A 15,920-nucleotide genomic window follows, 5' to 3' on the forward strand; every position below is an offset into this window, starting at 1 on the left:
GACCGCCTGACCTCGGCGTCGACACCCGAAACGGGTGGCGCCCGACACCAGGGTCACGGCCAGTATCCCACACCACGGCCCAGAAGGCCCGCAAGGGCGAAGTTGCCGCCGGCGCGCCGTGGCCTCTTGTCGTGACGGCACACACTGGCTACCGTGCGCAGCTATGCCCCTGTTGCGGCCCCGTCTGCCCGCGTGGCGTTGGTTCGCGGCCGGAGCGGCAGCGCTGCTGCTGACGTTGGCCACGACGGAGCCGGTGGCGACGGCAAGCGCGGACCCGGACGGCACCCACGGCCAGCGATGCTCCCGTACCGGCACTTCGTTGCGGTACCTCGTGCTGTTCGACGAAGGCACCGGCCGTGGCCAAGCAGGCAGGGAGATCAAACGGGCTTGCGGCAAGCTGGTCGTGTACTACGACGCGATCGCGGTGGGCATCGCCACCTCTGAGCATCCGCTCTTCGCCGAAGCGATGGGGCCGGCCCGGGTCTACAGCGCGCAGGCGCGTCGCGCGGAAACGGCCGCTGACAGCGCACCGAAGCCGAGCATCACCCCGCAGAGCAGGCACGACGCCTCCGACACCGCGGACAGGTCCGATGAGCAATGGGGCCTGGAGATGATCAACGCGCGGGCCGCACGCGAGGCCGCGGGCCCCGGCGCCGAGGTGATCGTCGGGGTGCTCGACTCCGGCGTCGACGACCGGCATCCCGAGCTCGCCCACGCCGTGGACACCGAGCGATCCGTGGGATGCCTCGGCGGCAAGCCCGATCGCTCGCGCGCGGCGTGGCGGCCGTCCACGTCGGTCCACGGCACGCACGTGGCGGGCACCATCGCCGCCGCCGACGACGGAGTCGGCGTGGTCGGCGTGGCGCCCCAGGTGCGGGTCGCGTCCATCAAAGTGATCGACGACGCGGGGCGGGTCGATCCGGAGGCCGCGGTGTGCGGCTTGATGTGGGCGAGCAAGAAGCGGATGCGAGTGACCAACTCCAGCTTCTTCGTCGACACCGGGCCGACGTCGTGCATGTCCGACGACGAGTTCGGTGTGGTGCGGGAGGCGATCACGCGCGCGGCCGACTACGCCACCGAGTCCGGCACGCTGAACATCGCGGCCGCCACCAACGAAGCCGTCAACCTCTCGCCCGCGGGCAGCACCGGCGACGAGTGTGTGGCATTGCCCGCGAGCATCCCGTCGGTGCTGACCGTGTCGGCGGTCGACCGGTCGGGCCTCAAGTCGGGGTACAGCTCCTACGGGCTCGGGGTGATCTCGTTGACCGCCCCCGGCGGTGACGACGGCGAGTGCGTGCTCTCCACGATTCCCGGCGGCTACGCCGACACCTGCGGGACGTCCATGGCCGCGCCGCACGTGGCGGGTGTCGCCGCCCTTCTGGCCGCCCAGGACCCGGATGCCGGCCCGGCGGAGATCCGGCAGGCCCTGCAGTCGACCGCGCGGCAGACGGCGTGCCCGGCCGATTACGACCGCACCGGTGACGGCCATCAAGACGCCTTCTGCACCGGTTACCGGGGCTACAACAGCTTCTACGGCCACGGCCTGGTGGACGCGCTGGCCGCGGTGCAAGCCTTCAGCAGGGAATCCGACGACGACACCGCCGCGGACACGCGCGACGGCACCGCGACCATCGCCACCAGCTCGACCGAATCAGCGCAGCAGCATCGAACCGATACGCCGCACGGTGCCGGCCACGCCGACGACGGCCAGGACGATCAGGACCGCGCAATTGCCGAGCATGCCGACGTCGAAAACACCGTGCGCACACTGACGAAGCAGCTCGACTCCGTGGTACAGGGGCGATAGCTGGACCACCCACTGCAGCTGCTCCGGGTACACCGACAACGGGTAGAACGTCGTCGAGAACAGAAACAGCGGGATGACGATCAGATGCGGTCGGCCAGCCCCTCGACTTGCTGCTCCTGGCCGGCCTGCTCACCAGGGGCGAAGCGCAGCTCGAGCACCTCCCGGCTGGAGCACCTGGCGATGAGCGCCGACGACGAGCCCTCGGCGACGATGCGGCCGCCGTCCATGACCACCAGCCGGTCGCACAGCTGCTCAGCCTCGTCCGTTCAGTAGAAATAGTTGGGTCCTGAATACGAAGTAGCCCCTCCCGTTGGCTCGGGAGGGGCCCTGGTCAGCGCGGGTTTAGAGCACGTTGTCGAACTCGCCGGCCTTGACGCCGCGAATGAAGGCCGTCCACTCGTCGCGGGTGAAGACGAGAGTCCCACCGTCCCGGTCCTTCGTGTCGCGCACGCCGACGATACCCGGCCCGTAGCCGACCTCGACGCAGTTGTCCGAGTGAGCGCTGTAGGAGCTCTTGTGCCAACCGCTCAGCTCCTCCATGCGCCGCTGGAAGTCCTTCATGTCCGCTCACCTTCCTGTGCCTCGATCACCCGCACGGACTCTGCTTCGCTGAGAGAAGTCGCGTCAAGTTCCGTAATGGTCTTCTCATACACCCGGGTGTCGTCCTCATCGTCGAGGAAGACTCCCGAACTGATCAACTCGACGTGAACCACGTCTAACGTACTCCGGAGAAAGATGAACGGCGTCAACAGTGCCCGGTGCGGAGTAGCGTCCCAGGGGACCACGCGAACGGACACGTTGGGCCGCCGCTGCATCTCCAGAAGGTGGGCGAGCTGGCGCCGCATCACCGGTCGCTCGATGCCGGGAGTCCGCAGCGAGAGTTCGGCGATGAAGCCGACGAACCGGACGTCCTTCCGATTGAGCACCTGTTGCCTACGGAGCCGGCCGGCCACTCGCTCCTGGCGTTGCTCGAACGTCAGGCCGCCATGCGCTCGCAAGAGCTCGCCCGTGTAGTCGGGCGTCTGCAGGAGGCCGGGGATCAGAAACGGCGACCAGCTGATGATCTCGTCCGCCGACGACTCGTAGGCCACAAGCGTCCGTGAGTCCTCCGACAACCCTTGCAGGTCGAACTCCCACCAGCCGGGTTCGTTCATGCTGCGGGCGGCCGCCACTAGGCGGGCGTACTGGTCACCCTTGACCTTGTAGTAGCCGAGAAGCTGGACGACCTCCTCGAGAGTGAAGTTGCGCAGCCCGTTCTCGGTACGCGACAGCTTGCTCTTGTCCCAGCCGATGTCCTCGGCCACGTCGGACAGCCGAAGGCCCCGCGATTCACGCAGCTTTCGGAGCTCTGCTGCCAGGTTGCGAGCCTTCGTGCCGGGTCCTTTCCGGGGCATTCCTACTCCGATCGGGTGCTCCCTTGAGGTTGCGTTGCTGCAACAAATTGTTGTTGCAACGCTTGCACTGCGAGTAGCAATGGTTGCACGGAGGGGCGCGGGAGGCAACGCATGGGAACGAGGGCGATCACCTTCTCGGTCACCTTCACGTGCATGGGGCACAGGCCCCCGCTCGACCACGACCAGCCGGACTGTCCGGTGTGCGGCCCGAGGGGAACCGATGGACATCAATCGAACGCTGCTGGCCGAAGTGGCGCAGACGAATGTAGACCTGGCGCGCGGGGTGCTGATGATCACTCGCGCCCTGCGCGAAGGCGACCTGCCCGATTCGCCGATCCTGCGTAGGTACGGCGAGCACCTGGCCGAAATCGGAGACTTCATTGCGCGGGTCAATTGGGAGCGCGTGAGCACCATCGACTCAAGCGTGTCCGACGAGGTGATCGGCCCCAAGATGGAACTCGAGCGCGCCGGGGCCACGGTGCTTGACTTCCCCTTGTGACTTCCCAGCCGGTGCACGGTCTCCCACGTGTATCGGCTGGGATTCCAACTACCCCTGAGGTGCAGAACGGCCCCCTCCCCGAGGCCCGTAAGACCCGAGGAGGGGGCGTGTGTTCAGAAGCCAAGCAGCGTGTCCCTTGCGTGATCCGGATCGTCCGGATCCCGACTGGAGTCCCGGTGGAGCGGGCGGTCCAGCTCCAGGCAGACCCAACCGGTGGCCTCCCGGTGAACCGCACGACGGGTACGGATCCCGTCGCTGCACGGCTCCCCGGACGAAGACGCGCAGGCCAGGCCAGGCCCCACGAGCACTACCCGGCGGGAGCGGGCACGGCCACGATCACTCCGTCCAACCCGGCCCCCACGAGAACTTCCCGGCGCGTCGCGACACCACGACGTGCGGCGAGCACGGCAAGGCCCGGCGACGTCATGCCGCAGCCACACCGGGCGCACGACGCCACCGGGCCAGCCGGATGCCCTGATCGTGCCGGAGGGACCGGCCCGGGCCGACGACCTCGGGCCGATCGCACCCCGGCCGTTCAGGCCAGGTTCGGGAACCAGAGCTTGATCTCGCGCTCGGCCGACTCCGGAGAGTCCGACCCGTGCACGATGTTGTTCTGCACCTGCAGGCCGAAGTCGCCCCGGATGCTGCCGGTGTTCGCCTTGACCGGGTCGGTGGCGCCGGCCAGCTGCCGGAACGCCTCGACCGCGCGCTCGCCTTCCACCACCGCGGCCACCACCGGGCCGGAGGTGATGAACTCCAGCAGCTCGCCGAAGAACGGCTTGTCCTTGTGCTCGGCGTAGTGCTCCTCGGCCAGCTCGGTCGGCACCGTGCGCAGCTCGAGCGCGGCCAGCTTCAGCCCCTTGCGCTCGATCCGGCTGATCACCTCGCCCACCAGGCCACGGCTCACACCGTCCGGCTTGACCAGCACCAGCGTCCGCTCAGTCACGTGAGAAGTCCCTTTCCTGCCAGCCGTTGTGTCGAGCGCAGCTTACGAGCAGGCGGCAGGCAGGCCGGGACCAGGGTGCGGCACCGGGTGTCACTCCCCCTGCCGGGTGCTGGGCAGCGTGCCGCCGGCGATCTGCTCGGCCACCTTGGCCCGCAACCGGAACAAGATCAGCCACGCCACCAGGAAGACGATCCCGATGATGCCGACCGGGGGCTCGACCACCACGAACACGACCAGCACCAGCTGCAGCGCGACGATGGTTTCGGTGATGCGCGGGGACCGCACGAACGCGCAGAGCACGAGCAGCACCACCGCCAGCCCGCCCACCAGCCAGCCGGTGACGCTGGTCAGTCCGTCGCCCAGCCGGTCGATGACCGGCAGGGCAAGGCCGAGGGTGATGGCCTCCATCACCAGCGTTCCGGACATCACCCCGCGGAAGCCCTTCATTGGGTCCTTCGGGGCCTGTTCCCGCTCCGGGACGGCGTCCTCGCTCATGCCGGCTCCAGTCCGAGCAGGGTGCGGGCGTCGCCCGCGGTGACGACCGAGCCGGTGATCAGCACCCCGCCGCCGGACAGCTCCTGCTCGACGGTCGCGCCTTCCTCCACCAGGCTCACCGCGGTCTCGAACGCCGTCGGGAAGTCGGGCTCGGCCACGACGCGATCCTCGCCGAAGATCTCCCTGGCCAGTTTGCCGAGCTGCCCGACGGGCATGGCCCGCGGGGACGAGTTGCGGGTCACCACCACGTCGTGCACCACCGGCTCGAGCGCATCGAGGATGCCGCGTGCGTCCTTGTCCCGCATGATCGACACCACCAGCGCCAGCCTCCGGAACGCGAACTCGCCGTCCAGCGCCTCGGCCACAGCGGCCGCACCGGCGGGATTGTGCGCCGCGTCCAGCAGCACGGTGGGTGCCGACCGCGCGCGCTCCAGGCGCGCCGGGAGCTGCACCGCCGCGAACGCTTCCCGCACGGTGTCCACCTCGAGCGAGCGGTCCTTGCCCGCTCCCAGGAACGCCTCGACCGTGGCCAGCGCCAGCGCGGCGTTCTTCGCCTGGTGCTCGCCGTGCAGCGGCAGCATGATCTCGTCGTACACGCCGCCGAGCCCCTGCAGCGTCAGCATCTGGCCGCCGACGGCGATCTCGCGCTTGAGCACCCCGAACTCCTGGCCGCTGCGCGCCACCGTGGCGTCGACCTCCACGGCGCGCTCCAGCAGCACCCGCATGGCCTCCGGGTGCTGTTCGCCGATCACCGCGATCGAACCCGGTTTGATGATCCCCGCCTTCTCCGCGGCGATGGACCGCAGGTCCTCACCCAGGTAGTCGGTGTGGTCCAGGCTGATCGGCGCGATGGCGGCGATCTGCGCATCGGCCACCGACGTGGCGTCCCAGCTGCCGCCCATGCCGGCCTCGACCACGGCCACGTCGACCGGCGCGTCGGCGAAGGCGGCGTAGGCCATGCCGGTGAGCACCTCGAACTTCGTCATCCGCTGGCCGCTCTCCCCGGCCGCGCGGTCCACCATCGCCACGAACGGCGCGAGGTCCTGGTACACGTCGACGTAGCGCCCCGGCCGGATCGGCTCGCCGTCCAGCGCGATCCGTTCGGTGACGATCTGCAGGTGCGGGCTGGTGTACCGGCCCACCCGCAGGCCCATGGCGCTGAGCAGGGTGTCGATCATCCGCACCGTGGAACCCTTGCCGTTGGTGCCCGCCACCTGCACCACCGGATACGACTTGTGCGGCTCCCCCAGCAGGTTCAGCAGTGTGGCGATGCGGTCCAGCGACGGCGCGATCCTGGTCTCCGGCCAGCGCTGGTCGAGTTCGGCCTCCACGGCCAGCAGCCGCTGCCGGTCCCGCTCCAGCTCGGCAGGGTCCTCGACTACCGGCTCGTCGGGGGCGTGGTCCCGGTCGTCGTCGTCCGGCAACGGCCCCGCCACGGGCACGTCGTCGCCCGCGAGCTCGTCATCGGGATAGGTCTCGTCCTCGGCCACCAGCCGAGTCTACGAGCCGCACGGTGACGATCGGACGACGGGAACGGCACCCCCGAACGCGCGACCTCACGTCGGCTGCCCGGAGCATGCCGCGACGGCCTGCGGACCAACCGGCCAGCAGCGGGTTCGAGCACCGTAACCGGCCCTTGTCCGCGCCCGACGTCCGGGCAGGGGCCCGAACCACGGCGAGGAGGCCGACATGGCCGTCGACGAGAGCAAACTGAAGGAGCTGCTGGGCAGCTTCGTCACCGATCTCGGCGGAAGCTTCCAAGCGGTCAACGCGGTGATCGGCGACCGGCTGGGGCTCTACCGGGCGCTGCTGGCCGTCATGCCTGCGACACCGGCCGAGGTCGCCGAGCATGCCGGGATCAGCGAGCGGTACACGGCGGAATGGCTGAAGTCGCAGGCAGCCGGCGGCTACGTCAGCTACGACCCGGCGACCGAGCACTTCTCGCTGACCGAGGAGCAGGCGTTCGCCCTGGCCGCACCGGACGGCATGCAGATCGCGGCCGCGTTCCACATTCCGGTCGCGGTCACCAAGAACGTCGAGCCGATCACCGAGGCCATCCGGTCCGATTCCGGATTCGGCTGGCACGAGCAGGACACCGAACTGTTCGAGGGCACCGAGCGCTTCTTCCGACCGGGCTACGCCGCGAACCTGATCCCGGAGTGGATTCCCGCATTGGACGGGGTCGAGGACAAGCTGCGCGCCGGAGCGCGCGCGGCCGACGTGGGCTGCGGACACGGCTCGTCGACGCTGTTGCTCGCAGCGTCGTACCCGAACTCGCACGTCACCGGGTTCGACTACCACGCGGCCTCGATCGATCAGGCACGCAAGCGGGCCGAGGAGGCCGGGCTGGGCTCCGCCGCGACGTTCGAGGTGTCCGCCGCGGCCGACTTCCCCGGGACCGACTACGACCTGGTCACCGTCTTCGACGCGCTGCACGACATGCCCGATCCGCTCGGCGCCGCCCGGCACATCCGGGAATCACTTCGCCCGGACGGCACGTTCATGCTGGTCGAGCCGTATGCCAACGACAAGGTCGAGGACAACTTCACCCCGGTCGGACGGCTCTACTACGGGGCATCGACGGTCATCTGCGTCGCACACTCGATGACCGAACACCCTCGTACCGCCCTCGGCGCCCAGGCAGGCCTCGGCAGGCTCACCGCGCTGCTGACCGACGCCGGCTTCACGCAGGTGCGCAAAGCGGCGGAGACGCCGTTCAATCTGGTCGTCGAGGCCAGGCCGTAGCACCCGGCACCTGGTCACCGCACGCGGCGAACGGCCCAGCCCGCGACAGGTCCGCACCGACACCCGCGAACCTGGTCACCGCACGCGGGGGATGATCTCCTCGCCGTAGGACGCCAAGGTCTTGTCCTTGTCGTCGTGCATCAGGTACAGCGCGAACTGGCCGACACCCAGCTCGCGCAGTTCGGCGAGCCGTTCGACGTGTGCCGAGGCCGGCCCGACCAGACAGAACCGGTCGACGATGTCGTCCGGCACGAAGTCCGCCGACGGGTTGCCCGCCCGGCCGTGGTGGCTGTAGTCGTAGCCTTGCCTGCCCTTGATGTAGTCGGTCAGCTCGCGCGGCACCGGGCCCGATTCGCCGTAGCGGGCGACCAGGTCGGCGACGTGGTTGCCGACCATCCCGCCGAACCAACGCAGCTGGTCGCGCTGGTGTTCGACGTCGTCGCCGACGTAGGCGGGTGCAGCCACGCACATGGTGATGCTGTCCGGGTCGCGGCCGGCCTGCTCGGCGGCCTGGCGCACCGCGGTGATGGTCCACCGGGCGATCGCCGGGTCGGCGGTCTGCAGGATGAACCCGTCGGCTTCCTCACCGCACAGTTTGAGCGCCTTCGGGCCGTACCCGGCCATCCAGACCTCCAGCTTGCCGTCCCGCACCCACGGGATGCGCACCCGCGTGTCGTCGTGCAGGACGGCTTCCCGGCCGCAAGCCAGGTCCCGGATCGCCCGCATCGCCTCCCGCAGCCGCGCCAGCGTCGCCGGCTTCATGCCGACGACCCGGTGCGCCGAGTCGCCCCGGCCGATCCCGCAGACCGTGCGGTTGCCGTACATGTCGTTGAGCGTGGCGAACACCGAAGCGGTCACCGACCAGTCCCTGGTGCCCGGGTTGGTCACCATCGGACCGACGACCATGCGCTCGGTCGCCGCCAGCACCTGCGAGAGGATCACGTACGGCTCCTGCCACAGCACCGTGGAGTCGAACACCCAGCCGTAGCCGAAGCCGCGCTGCTCGGCCTCGGTCATCAGCCGCACCACCTCGCGCGCGGGCGGGTCGCACTGCAGCACCACTCCGAAGTCCATCGCGGCCCCCTACAGCAGGTACTGCGACAGCTCGCGGCTGAGGAACCTGCCGTGCCCTTCCTTGCCGTGGAAGGCACCGTCGGCGATCACCTTGGTGCCGCGCGAGAACACCACGTCGACCTTGCCGGTGATCTCCATGCCCTCGTAGGCCGAGTAGTCGACGTTCATGTGGTGGGTGGCGGCCGAGATCGTCTGCTTGGCGTTCGGGTCGTAGACGACCACGTCCGCATCCGCCCCGGGCGCGATGACCCCCTTGCGCGGGTAGAGACCGAACATCCTGGCCGGCGTGGTGGAGGCGATCTCCACCCAGCGCGCCGGCGAGATCTCCCCGGCCACCACGCCCTGGTGCAGCAGGTCCATCCGGTGCTCCACCCCCGGCATGCCGTTGGGGATCTTGGAGAAGTCGCTCCTGCCCAGCTCCTTCTGATCCTTGAAACAGAACGGGCAGTGGTCGGTGGACACGACCGACAGGTCGTTGGTGCGCAGCCCGCGCCACAGGTCCTGCTGGTGGTCCTTGGTCCGCAGCGGCGGGGACGCCACGTACTTGGCGCCCTCGAAGTCCGGCTTGGCCAGGTCGTCCAACGACAGGTAGAGGTACTGCGGGCAGGTTTCGGCGAACACGTTCTGCCCGGTGTCCCGGGCTTCGGCCACCGCCTCCAGCGCATGCCGGGCCGACAGGTGCACGATGTACAGCGGTGCACCGGTGACCCGCGCCAGCTGGATCGCCCGCGACGTCGCCTCTCCCTCCAGCTCCGGCGGCCGGGTGAGCCCGTGCTGGACCGGGTCGATGTGGCCGGCGGCCAGCGCCTCGGCCACCAGCTCGTCGATCGCGATGCCGTTCTCCGCGTGCATCATGATCAGCGCGCCGGTCTCGGTGGCCCGCTGCATCGCCCGCAGGATCTCGCCGTCGGTGGCGTAGAACACCCCCGGGTAGGCCATGAACATCTTGAAGCTGTTCACGCCCTGGTCGATGCACGACTGCATCTCTTTCAACGACTGGTCGTCGACGTCGGCGACGATCATGTGGAAGCCGTAGTCGACGGCACAGTGGCCGTCGGCCTTCTCGTGCCAGGCGTCCAGCGTCGCCAGCAGCGACGTGCCCTTCTTCTGCACCGCGAAGTCGATGATGGTGGTGGTGCCACCCCACGCGGCCGCGGTCGTCCCGGTGGCGAACGTGTCCGACGAGTAGGTCCCGCCGAACGGCATCTCCATGTGCGTGTGCGCGTCGATGCCACCCGGGATCACGTACTTGCCGGTGGCGTCGACTTCCTCGTCGGCCACCGTGATCAGGCCCGGCTCGGTGACCGCGCCGATGGTCTCCCCCGTGATCAGCACGTCGGCGACGACCGGGCCGGTGGCGTTGACCACGGTCCCGCCGCGGATCAGCGTGCGCATGGCTCTCCCCCCTTCACGCCTCGGTCAACGGGCCGTAGGTGTCCGGCCTGCGGTCGCGGTAGAACTGCCACAGGTTCCGCACCTCGGCCAGCAGACCCATGTCCAGGTCGCGCACGACCACCTCGTCCTCCGAGTCCGAGGCCGCGTCGCCTACCAGCTCCCCCCGCGGGTCGACGAAGTAGGACTGGCCGTAGAAGTCGTTGTCGCCGAGCGGCTCGACCCCGACCCGGTTGATGGTGCCGACGAAGTACTCGTTGGCCACCGCGGCCGCGGGCTGTTCGAGCCGCCACAGGTACTCCGACAGGCCACGGCTGGTCGCCGACGGGTTGAACACGATCCGCGCGCCACCGAGCCCGAGCGCCCGCCACCCCTCCGGGAAGTGCCGCTCGTAGCAGATGTAGACGCCGATCTTGCCGACCGCGGTGTCGAACACCGGGTAGCCGAGGTTGCCCGGCCGGAAGTAGAACTTCTCCCAGAACCCTTTCACCTGCGGGATGTGGTTCTTGCGGTGCTTGCCCAGGTACGTGCCGTCGGCGTCGATCACCGCCGCGGTGTTGTAGTAGATCCCGGGCTGCTCCTCCTCGTACATCGGGACGACGAGCACTACCCCATGGCGCTCGGCGACCTCCTGCATGAGCTTGGTGGTCGGCCCGTCCGGGATCTGCTCGGTGTAGGAGTAGAACTCGGCGTCCTGCACCTGGCAGAAGTAGGGGCCGTAGAACAGTTCCTGCAGACACACCACCTGAGCACCCTGCGATGCCGCCTGCGCGATGTAGTCGACCGCGTTCGCGATCATCGATTCCTTGTCGCCGGTCCAGCGCTGTTGCACCAGAGCGGCCCGCACCACGTCAGGCACGCGCTTCTCCTTCCGCCGGGGCGGCGCCGGCCACCCGCATCGAGCCCGTGCCCGCGGTCAGCAGGACGTAGACGATCGATGCGGCGACCAGGCCGACCACCCACGAGTAGTCGTAGAACCCTTTCAGGAACGGGATCAGCCCGTCCGCCGGGAACGGACCTTCCTTGCCGGGGGCGGTGTAGGCACCACCGACCGCCAGCACGCCGCCGACGACCGTGGCGACGACGGCCTGCCAGTTCCACCCGCCTGTGAACCAGTACCTGCCCTTCTCCCGGTACAGCTCGGCCAGCTGCAGCTCGGTGCGGGCGCGCAGCCAGTAGCCGCTGATCAGCACGCCGGCGACGGCACCGAGCACCCCGCCGTAGAACACCAGCCAGCCGTTGATGTAGACGTCGGCGTTGGCCAGCAGCCGCCACGGCTGCACCACGATGCCCAGCACACCGGTGATCAGCCCGCCGACGGCGAAGCTGATCCGGCGCGGGAACGCGTTCGAGAAGTCGTACGACGGGCTGACCACGTTGGCCGCGATGTTCGCCGAGATGGTGGCCAGCACCAGCGCCACCAGTGACACGATCACCACGACCGGGCTGTCGAACCGGGAGGCGAGCAGGGCGGGATCCCAGATCTCCTCGCCGTACAGCACCGCGCCGCCGGAGGTGGTCAGCACCGCCACGACGGCGATGAACGTCATGGTGGTGGGCAGGCCGAGGATCTGCCCACGCATCTGCTTGCCCTGGCTGCCGCCGAAGCGGGTGAAGTCCGGCATGTTCAGCGACAGCGTCGCCCAGAAGGCGATCATCGCCATCAGCGACGGGGCGAACACCGTCCAGAACTCCACGCCCCAGCCCAGCTGCGACGGGCGCTCGAGGATCGGCCCGAATCCGCCCGCCTTGACCAGGACGTAGCTCATCATGATCAGGAAGGCGACGCTGACCAGCGGCGCCGTCCAGTTCTCGAACCGACGCACGGCGTCCATGCCCCGCCAGATGATCAGCAGCTGCAGCAGCCAGAACACCCCGAACGAGATCCACAGCGTGACGGGGTGGCCGGCCATCACCGGCGCGTTGAGCCATCCGTCGCCGGCCAGCGTGCCCACGACGACGTACATCGCGTGGCCGCCGACCCAGGTCTGGATGCCGAACCAACCGCAGGCGATGAAGGCGCGCAGCAGGGCCGCGAGGTTGGCGCCCCGCACGCCGTAGAACGCCCGCGCGAACACCGGGAACGGGATGCCGTACTTGGTGCCCGCGTGGCTGTTCAGCAGCATCGGGACGAGCACGACGAGGTTGCCGAGGGTGATCGTCATCAGGGCCTGGATCCAGTCCATGCCCAGCACGATCAGCCCGGAGGCGAGCAGATAGCTGGGGATGTTGTGGGCCATCCCCATCCACAACGCGAAGTAGTTGTACGTCGTCCAGGACCGCTTGGCGACCGGAACCGGTTCCAGGTCGTCGTTGCTGAAACGGCTGGCGCGGACGTCGGCGACCGCGACGTCGGCCAAGTCGACCCTGCCGTCGGGGTGGGTGATCTGTCGTGCCGAGCCGGCTACGCCTTCGGTAGAGTCGGCATTCCTTCCCCCAGTGGACGTCAACGCCATTGGGGCATAGTGCTGCCGGTCACACTGGACAGGCAGTGGCAGACTGTTCACAGCTGGTCAGCAGCGCGAACAGTCTGCCCGTTGACTGCCCCGGTGATCTGGGTCACGTATCACCTGATGTCCAGGTCGATGCACGCGTAGAACGCGTTCGCCGTGTCGTAGATGTTCCACACGGCCAGCAGTTTCTGTTTGCCGCTGTACCCGCTCAGGTCGATGGTGTGGGTCAGCCCGTTGGGCGGCTGCTGTCCCCCGCCGTCGAAATCGGCCACCTTCCGGTCACCGATGTAGTACTCGAAGTTGGACGTCCGGTGCGGCGCGGTGAACGTCCACGTGAACGACACCGAACGCGACACCGGCGTCGCCACCCACCCCTTGTTGTCGTCGTCCAGCTCCGCGAACCTGGCATTGCCGCCACTGCAGCTGCGCAGGCCCTTCGGCCCTTCGACGCTCTGCGGCTCCCAGGTGATCTGCCCGCATTGCACGATGCCTTGCGCGCACTGGGCTTGCCTGCTCGGCGGGTTGGAGATGTATCCGTGTGCACTGGCCGACGCGGTGGGGAGCACCAGCATGGCCAACGGCGTCAAGGCCACGGCGGCGAGCATCGTCGAGATGCGTTTGGTCATGATTCCTCCTCGATACGGCAGGGACCTCGAGGCGAGATGTGGTCTAGACCACTTTTCAGCATGACTCCCGCGCTCACCTGCGCCTAGGCCGTGCCGGCCGGCCTGCCCGTTCATGCCATCGGCACGTGTTCGCTCCGACACCGCTAAGGTGCACGTTGGTGCACTCTTTGGACTTACCGCTCAAAACCGACCGGCTCGTGCTCCGTCCGCATCGGCCGGAAGACGCCGCGGAGTTGCTCAGGTTCCACTCCCGGCCCGACGTCGCGCGCTACCTGCTCGTCGGGCCCTGGACGGCGGAGTACGCCGAGCAGGAGGTCGCCAAGCGCATCCCCAAGACCGGCCTGGACACCGACGCCAAAGCGCTCGCGCTGGTGCTGGAGCACGACGGCGTCGTCATCGGGGACCTCGGGCTGTGGACCACCGAGCATCCCCGGCTGGCCGAGATCGGCTGGACCCTCGACCCCGACTACGGCGGCCGGGGCCTGGCGGCGGAAGCGGCGCGTGCGGTGCTGTCCGCCGCGTTCGAGGTGTACGGACTGCACCGGGTGGCCGCGCAAATGGACGCGCGCAACACCGCTTCGGCCCGGCTGGCCAGGCGCGTGGGCATGCGACAGGAGGCCCACTTGCGCCGGAACTGGTGGTGCAAGGGCGAGTGGACCGACACGCTGATCTTCGCCAGGCTCGCCGACGACCCGCCGCCGCCGTGACGCGCCGTCAGCGCGACTGGCGGATCTCCCGGGCGAGCAACGCGACGTAGAGCGACAGCACCGACTCCGGGTCGTCCAGCGAGACACCGAGAACCTGCTCTATGCGCGCCAACTGCTGGTAGTAGGCGGTGCGCGAGACGTGCGCCGCGGCAGCCGCAGCGGACTTGTTGCCGCCGTGCACGCAGTAGTGCTTGAGCGTGTCCACCAGGCGGCTCCCTCGTGCCTCGTCACGCGCCAGCAGGGGGCCGAGCTCGCGCTCGGTGAACGCCACGACGCGTTCGTCGTCGGCCAGCAGGTGCAGCAGGCCGCGCAACCGCACGTCGTGCAGCCGGTGGAATCCCTTCGATTCCCCCGAGGGATTCGGCTGCACCGGTACCGCCCTGGCGACCTGCCCGGCTTCCAGCAGGCTGCGGCGTGCCTGGGAGATCTCCTCGACCGCCGTCCCGACGCCGATCACCACCGGCATCGGCTGCGCCGCCGCGGCGGAGGCCCGGTGAATGGACGACGACAGCCTGGACAGCACGGTGTCCACGTCCGCTTGCAGGGGAAGCGACAGCAACACCGTGACGTCGGTGTCGTCGACGACGCCGACGAGCGCGTCGACTCGTGTGCGGCGCGCGGCCAGCACGGTCGCTTCCGCCAGGTCACGCAGCACTTCCTGGGTCGCCATCGCCATCGCAGGCCGCCGCCCCGGCGGGGTGAGCGTGCGCGGACGCACCGACACCCCGACCAGCCTGCGATGCTGCAGCGGCACCCCCAGCGCGTTCGCCCGTGCGGCCAGGTCGGTCGGCGCGACCGGCGACGACACCAGCTCGGACAGCAAGGTTCGGTGGGCGTGCCGCTCCAGGCTCTCCCGTTCCCGTGCCGCCAGCCGGTGCACGGCCAATGCCGAAGCGGCCCGCTCGATGAGCACGATCAGCCGGTGGTTGGGTTCCTCGGGGCACATCAGCACCAGCCGGCCCCAGTCGTTGCGCCTGGCCCCGACCACCGTCACCAGCCAGCCGGCATCCTCGTCCCACCCGGTGCGCTCGTCCACCGTCACCGCTTTCGACCGCTCCGCCCAGTTGGCCAGCAGCTCGCTCGCCGACTCGCCCGCGGTGTCGTAGGCGAGCACGTCGTGGCCGAGCGTCTCCAGCACCACCGGGCGCCCGCACGCCGCCACGACCTCCCGGAGCACTTCCGCGGGCTCGGCACCCGCGACGGTGAGCGCGGTGAACGTCTCGTGAATCTGTTCCGCGGCACGCAGCTCGGCGACCTGCGCCTCGGAGATCATCCCGGCGATCGCCTCGGTCACCGCGACGTAGCGGGTCTCCTCGGCGAGCGTGATCACCGGCAGGTCACGCCGGTCCGCGGCGGCGATCAGCGCGGGCGGCAGCCGGTCGGTCCACCGGCGCACCAGCTCGATCACCAGGCCGGCGATCCCGATCTCGGCCAGCTGGTCGATGTAGGCGGCGAGCCCGTCGTCGTCCTTGGGCATCGCCACGCCGGTGGTGAGCACCAGCTCGCCGCCGCTGAGCAGCTGTGCGACCTCGGGCACCTCGACCACGTGCACCCAGCGCACCCGGTTGTTCAGCCCACCGGCCCCGGCCACCACGCTGGGCCGCCCGACCCGCAGCGGCTCCAGCCGCAGCACCTCGGAAATCGTCGGATACACCGGTTTCTCCTCCCCCTCGCGGCGGCCGTGCCGGCGTAAGTTTCCCGCCGGTTAAGACACAATGTACGGCGATTGCCGCGCAGGCGATACATGTTGTGCATGGTGTCCGCCGGTGGCCGCGGCGACAC

The 15,920-nt window shown here is 69.2% G+C and carries 15 protein-coding genes and 1 pseudogene; 4 read left to right on the forward strand and 12 right to left on the reverse strand.

All coding sequences use genetic code 11. The features are described 5' to 3' along the window. Window positions 1-163: 163 nt before the first annotated feature. The gene (locus tag CXP56_RS12150) at window positions 164-1,807 is read left to right on the forward strand and encodes a S8 family peptidase (RefSeq protein WP_245566531.1); all 1,644 of its coding nucleotides are present in this window, start codon (window positions 164-166) and stop codon (window positions 1,805-1,807) included. A gap of 83 nt (window positions 1,808-1,890) precedes the next feature. On the opposite strand, the pseudogene CXP56_RS12155 reads toward CXP56_RS12150, so the two are convergent. The 3 genes and pseudogenes from CXP56_RS12155 to CXP56_RS12165 form a co-directional block, all read right to left on the reverse strand. Beyond that, window positions 1,891-2,070: pseudogene (locus CXP56_RS12155) on the reverse strand (ABC transporter ATP-binding protein); the annotation flags it as partial. Between the two features lie 79 nt (window positions 2,071-2,149). After that, window positions 2,150-2,368: a DUF397 domain-containing protein gene (locus CXP56_RS12160; RefSeq protein WP_028846360.1), complete on the reverse strand. Its 219-nt coding sequence runs from the start codon at window positions 2,366-2,368 to the stop codon at window positions 2,150-2,152. Next, on the reverse strand, window positions 2,365-3,429 hold the full coding sequence (locus CXP56_RS12165) for a helix-turn-helix domain-containing protein (protein ID WP_353744553.1): 1,065 nt from the start codon (window positions 3,427-3,429) through the stop codon (window positions 2,365-2,367). Before CXP56_RS12165 ends, CXP56_RS12160 begins: the two co-directional genes overlap by 4 nt. On the opposite strand from CXP56_RS12165, the gene CXP56_RS12170 reads away from it, so the two are divergent. After that, on the forward strand, window positions 3,422-3,700 hold the full coding sequence (locus CXP56_RS12170; protein ID WP_028846359.1) for a hypothetical protein: 279 nt from the start codon (window positions 3,422-3,424) through the stop codon (window positions 3,698-3,700). The genes CXP56_RS12165 and CXP56_RS12170 overlap by 8 nt on opposite strands. Window positions 3,701-4,235: 535 nt before the next feature. Here the strand turns inward: CXP56_RS12170 and ndk are convergent. The 3 genes from ndk to folC all read right to left on the reverse strand — a co-directional run bounded on the left by ndk (window position 4,236) and on the right by folC (window position 6,634). Then, window positions 4,236-4,646, reverse strand: coding sequence for a nucleoside-diphosphate kinase (gene ndk, locus CXP56_RS12175; protein ID WP_286901173.1), 411 nt, complete (start codon window positions 4,644-4,646; stop codon window positions 4,236-4,238). Window positions 4,647-4,736: 90 nt separating this feature from the next. Next, window positions 4,737-5,141, reverse strand: coding sequence for a DUF4233 domain-containing protein (locus CXP56_RS12180; RefSeq protein ID WP_028846357.1), 405 nt, complete (start codon window positions 5,139-5,141; stop codon window positions 4,737-4,739). Beyond that, complete coding sequence (gene folC, locus CXP56_RS12185) at window positions 5,138-6,634, reverse strand: bifunctional tetrahydrofolate synthase/dihydrofolate synthase (protein WP_028846356.1); 1,497 nt, start codon at window positions 6,632-6,634, stop codon at window positions 5,138-5,140. Before folC ends, CXP56_RS12180 begins: the two co-directional genes overlap by 4 nt. A 196-nt stretch (window positions 6,635-6,830) precedes the next feature. Here folC and CXP56_RS12190 point away from each other — a divergent pair, with 196 nt between their 5' ends. After that, window positions 6,831-7,886: a class I SAM-dependent methyltransferase gene (locus CXP56_RS12190; protein WP_286901175.1), complete on the forward strand. Its 1,056-nt coding sequence runs from the start codon at window positions 6,831-6,833 to the stop codon at window positions 7,884-7,886. A 75-nt stretch (window positions 7,887-7,961) separates the two neighbouring features. Here CXP56_RS12190 and CXP56_RS12195 read toward each other — a convergent pair whose 3' ends face one another. The 5 genes from CXP56_RS12195 to CXP56_RS12215 form a co-directional block, all read right to left on the reverse strand. Next, complete coding sequence (locus CXP56_RS12195) at window positions 7,962-8,960, reverse strand: TIGR03842 family LLM class F420-dependent oxidoreductase (RefSeq protein WP_286901177.1); 999 nt, start codon at window positions 8,958-8,960, stop codon at window positions 7,962-7,964. A 9-nt stretch (window positions 8,961-8,969) separates the two neighbouring features. Further along, window positions 8,970-10,355, reverse strand: coding sequence for a dihydropyrimidinase (gene hydA / locus CXP56_RS12200; RefSeq protein ID WP_028846354.1), 1,386 nt, complete (start codon window positions 10,353-10,355; stop codon window positions 8,970-8,972). A 13-nt stretch (window positions 10,356-10,368) separates the two neighbouring features. Next, entirely contained in the window at window positions 10,369-11,211 is an 843-nt protein-coding gene (locus tag CXP56_RS12205; RefSeq protein WP_028846353.1) for a nitrilase-related carbon-nitrogen hydrolase, read from the reverse strand. Then, window positions 11,204-12,808 (reverse strand): NCS1 family nucleobase:cation symporter-1, encoded by a 1,605-nt coding sequence (locus tag CXP56_RS12210; RefSeq protein WP_051309581.1) that lies wholly within the window; start codon window positions 12,806-12,808, stop codon window positions 11,204-11,206. Before CXP56_RS12210 ends, CXP56_RS12205 begins: the two co-directional genes overlap by 8 nt. A 110-nt stretch (window positions 12,809-12,918) precedes the next feature. Continuing rightward, window positions 12,919-13,431: a lytic polysaccharide monooxygenase auxiliary activity family 9 protein gene (locus CXP56_RS12215; protein ID WP_286901179.1), complete on the reverse strand. Its 513-nt coding sequence runs from the start codon at window positions 13,429-13,431 to the stop codon at window positions 12,919-12,921. A gap of 158 nt (window positions 13,432-13,589) precedes the next feature. On the opposite strand from CXP56_RS12215, the gene CXP56_RS12220 reads away from it, so the two are divergent. Beyond that, window positions 13,590-14,138 carry a GNAT family N-acetyltransferase gene (locus tag CXP56_RS12220; protein WP_051309682.1) on the forward strand — a complete coding sequence of 183 codons (549 nt, stop codon included), beginning with the start codon at window positions 13,590-13,592 and terminating at the stop codon, window positions 14,136-14,138. A 7-nt stretch (window positions 14,139-14,145) separates the two neighbouring features. Here CXP56_RS12220 and CXP56_RS12225 read toward each other — a convergent pair whose 3' ends face one another. Next, complete coding sequence (locus CXP56_RS12225) at window positions 14,146-15,792, reverse strand: PucR family transcriptional regulator (protein WP_286901181.1); 1,647 nt, start codon at window positions 15,790-15,792, stop codon at window positions 14,146-14,148. Window positions 15,793-15,920: the final 128 nt, after the last annotated feature.

It is taken from the genome of Thermocrispum sp. (assembly GCF_002919275.1).
Lineage (GTDB): Bacteria > Actinomycetota > Actinomycetes > Mycobacteriales > Pseudonocardiaceae > Thermocrispum > Thermocrispum agreste.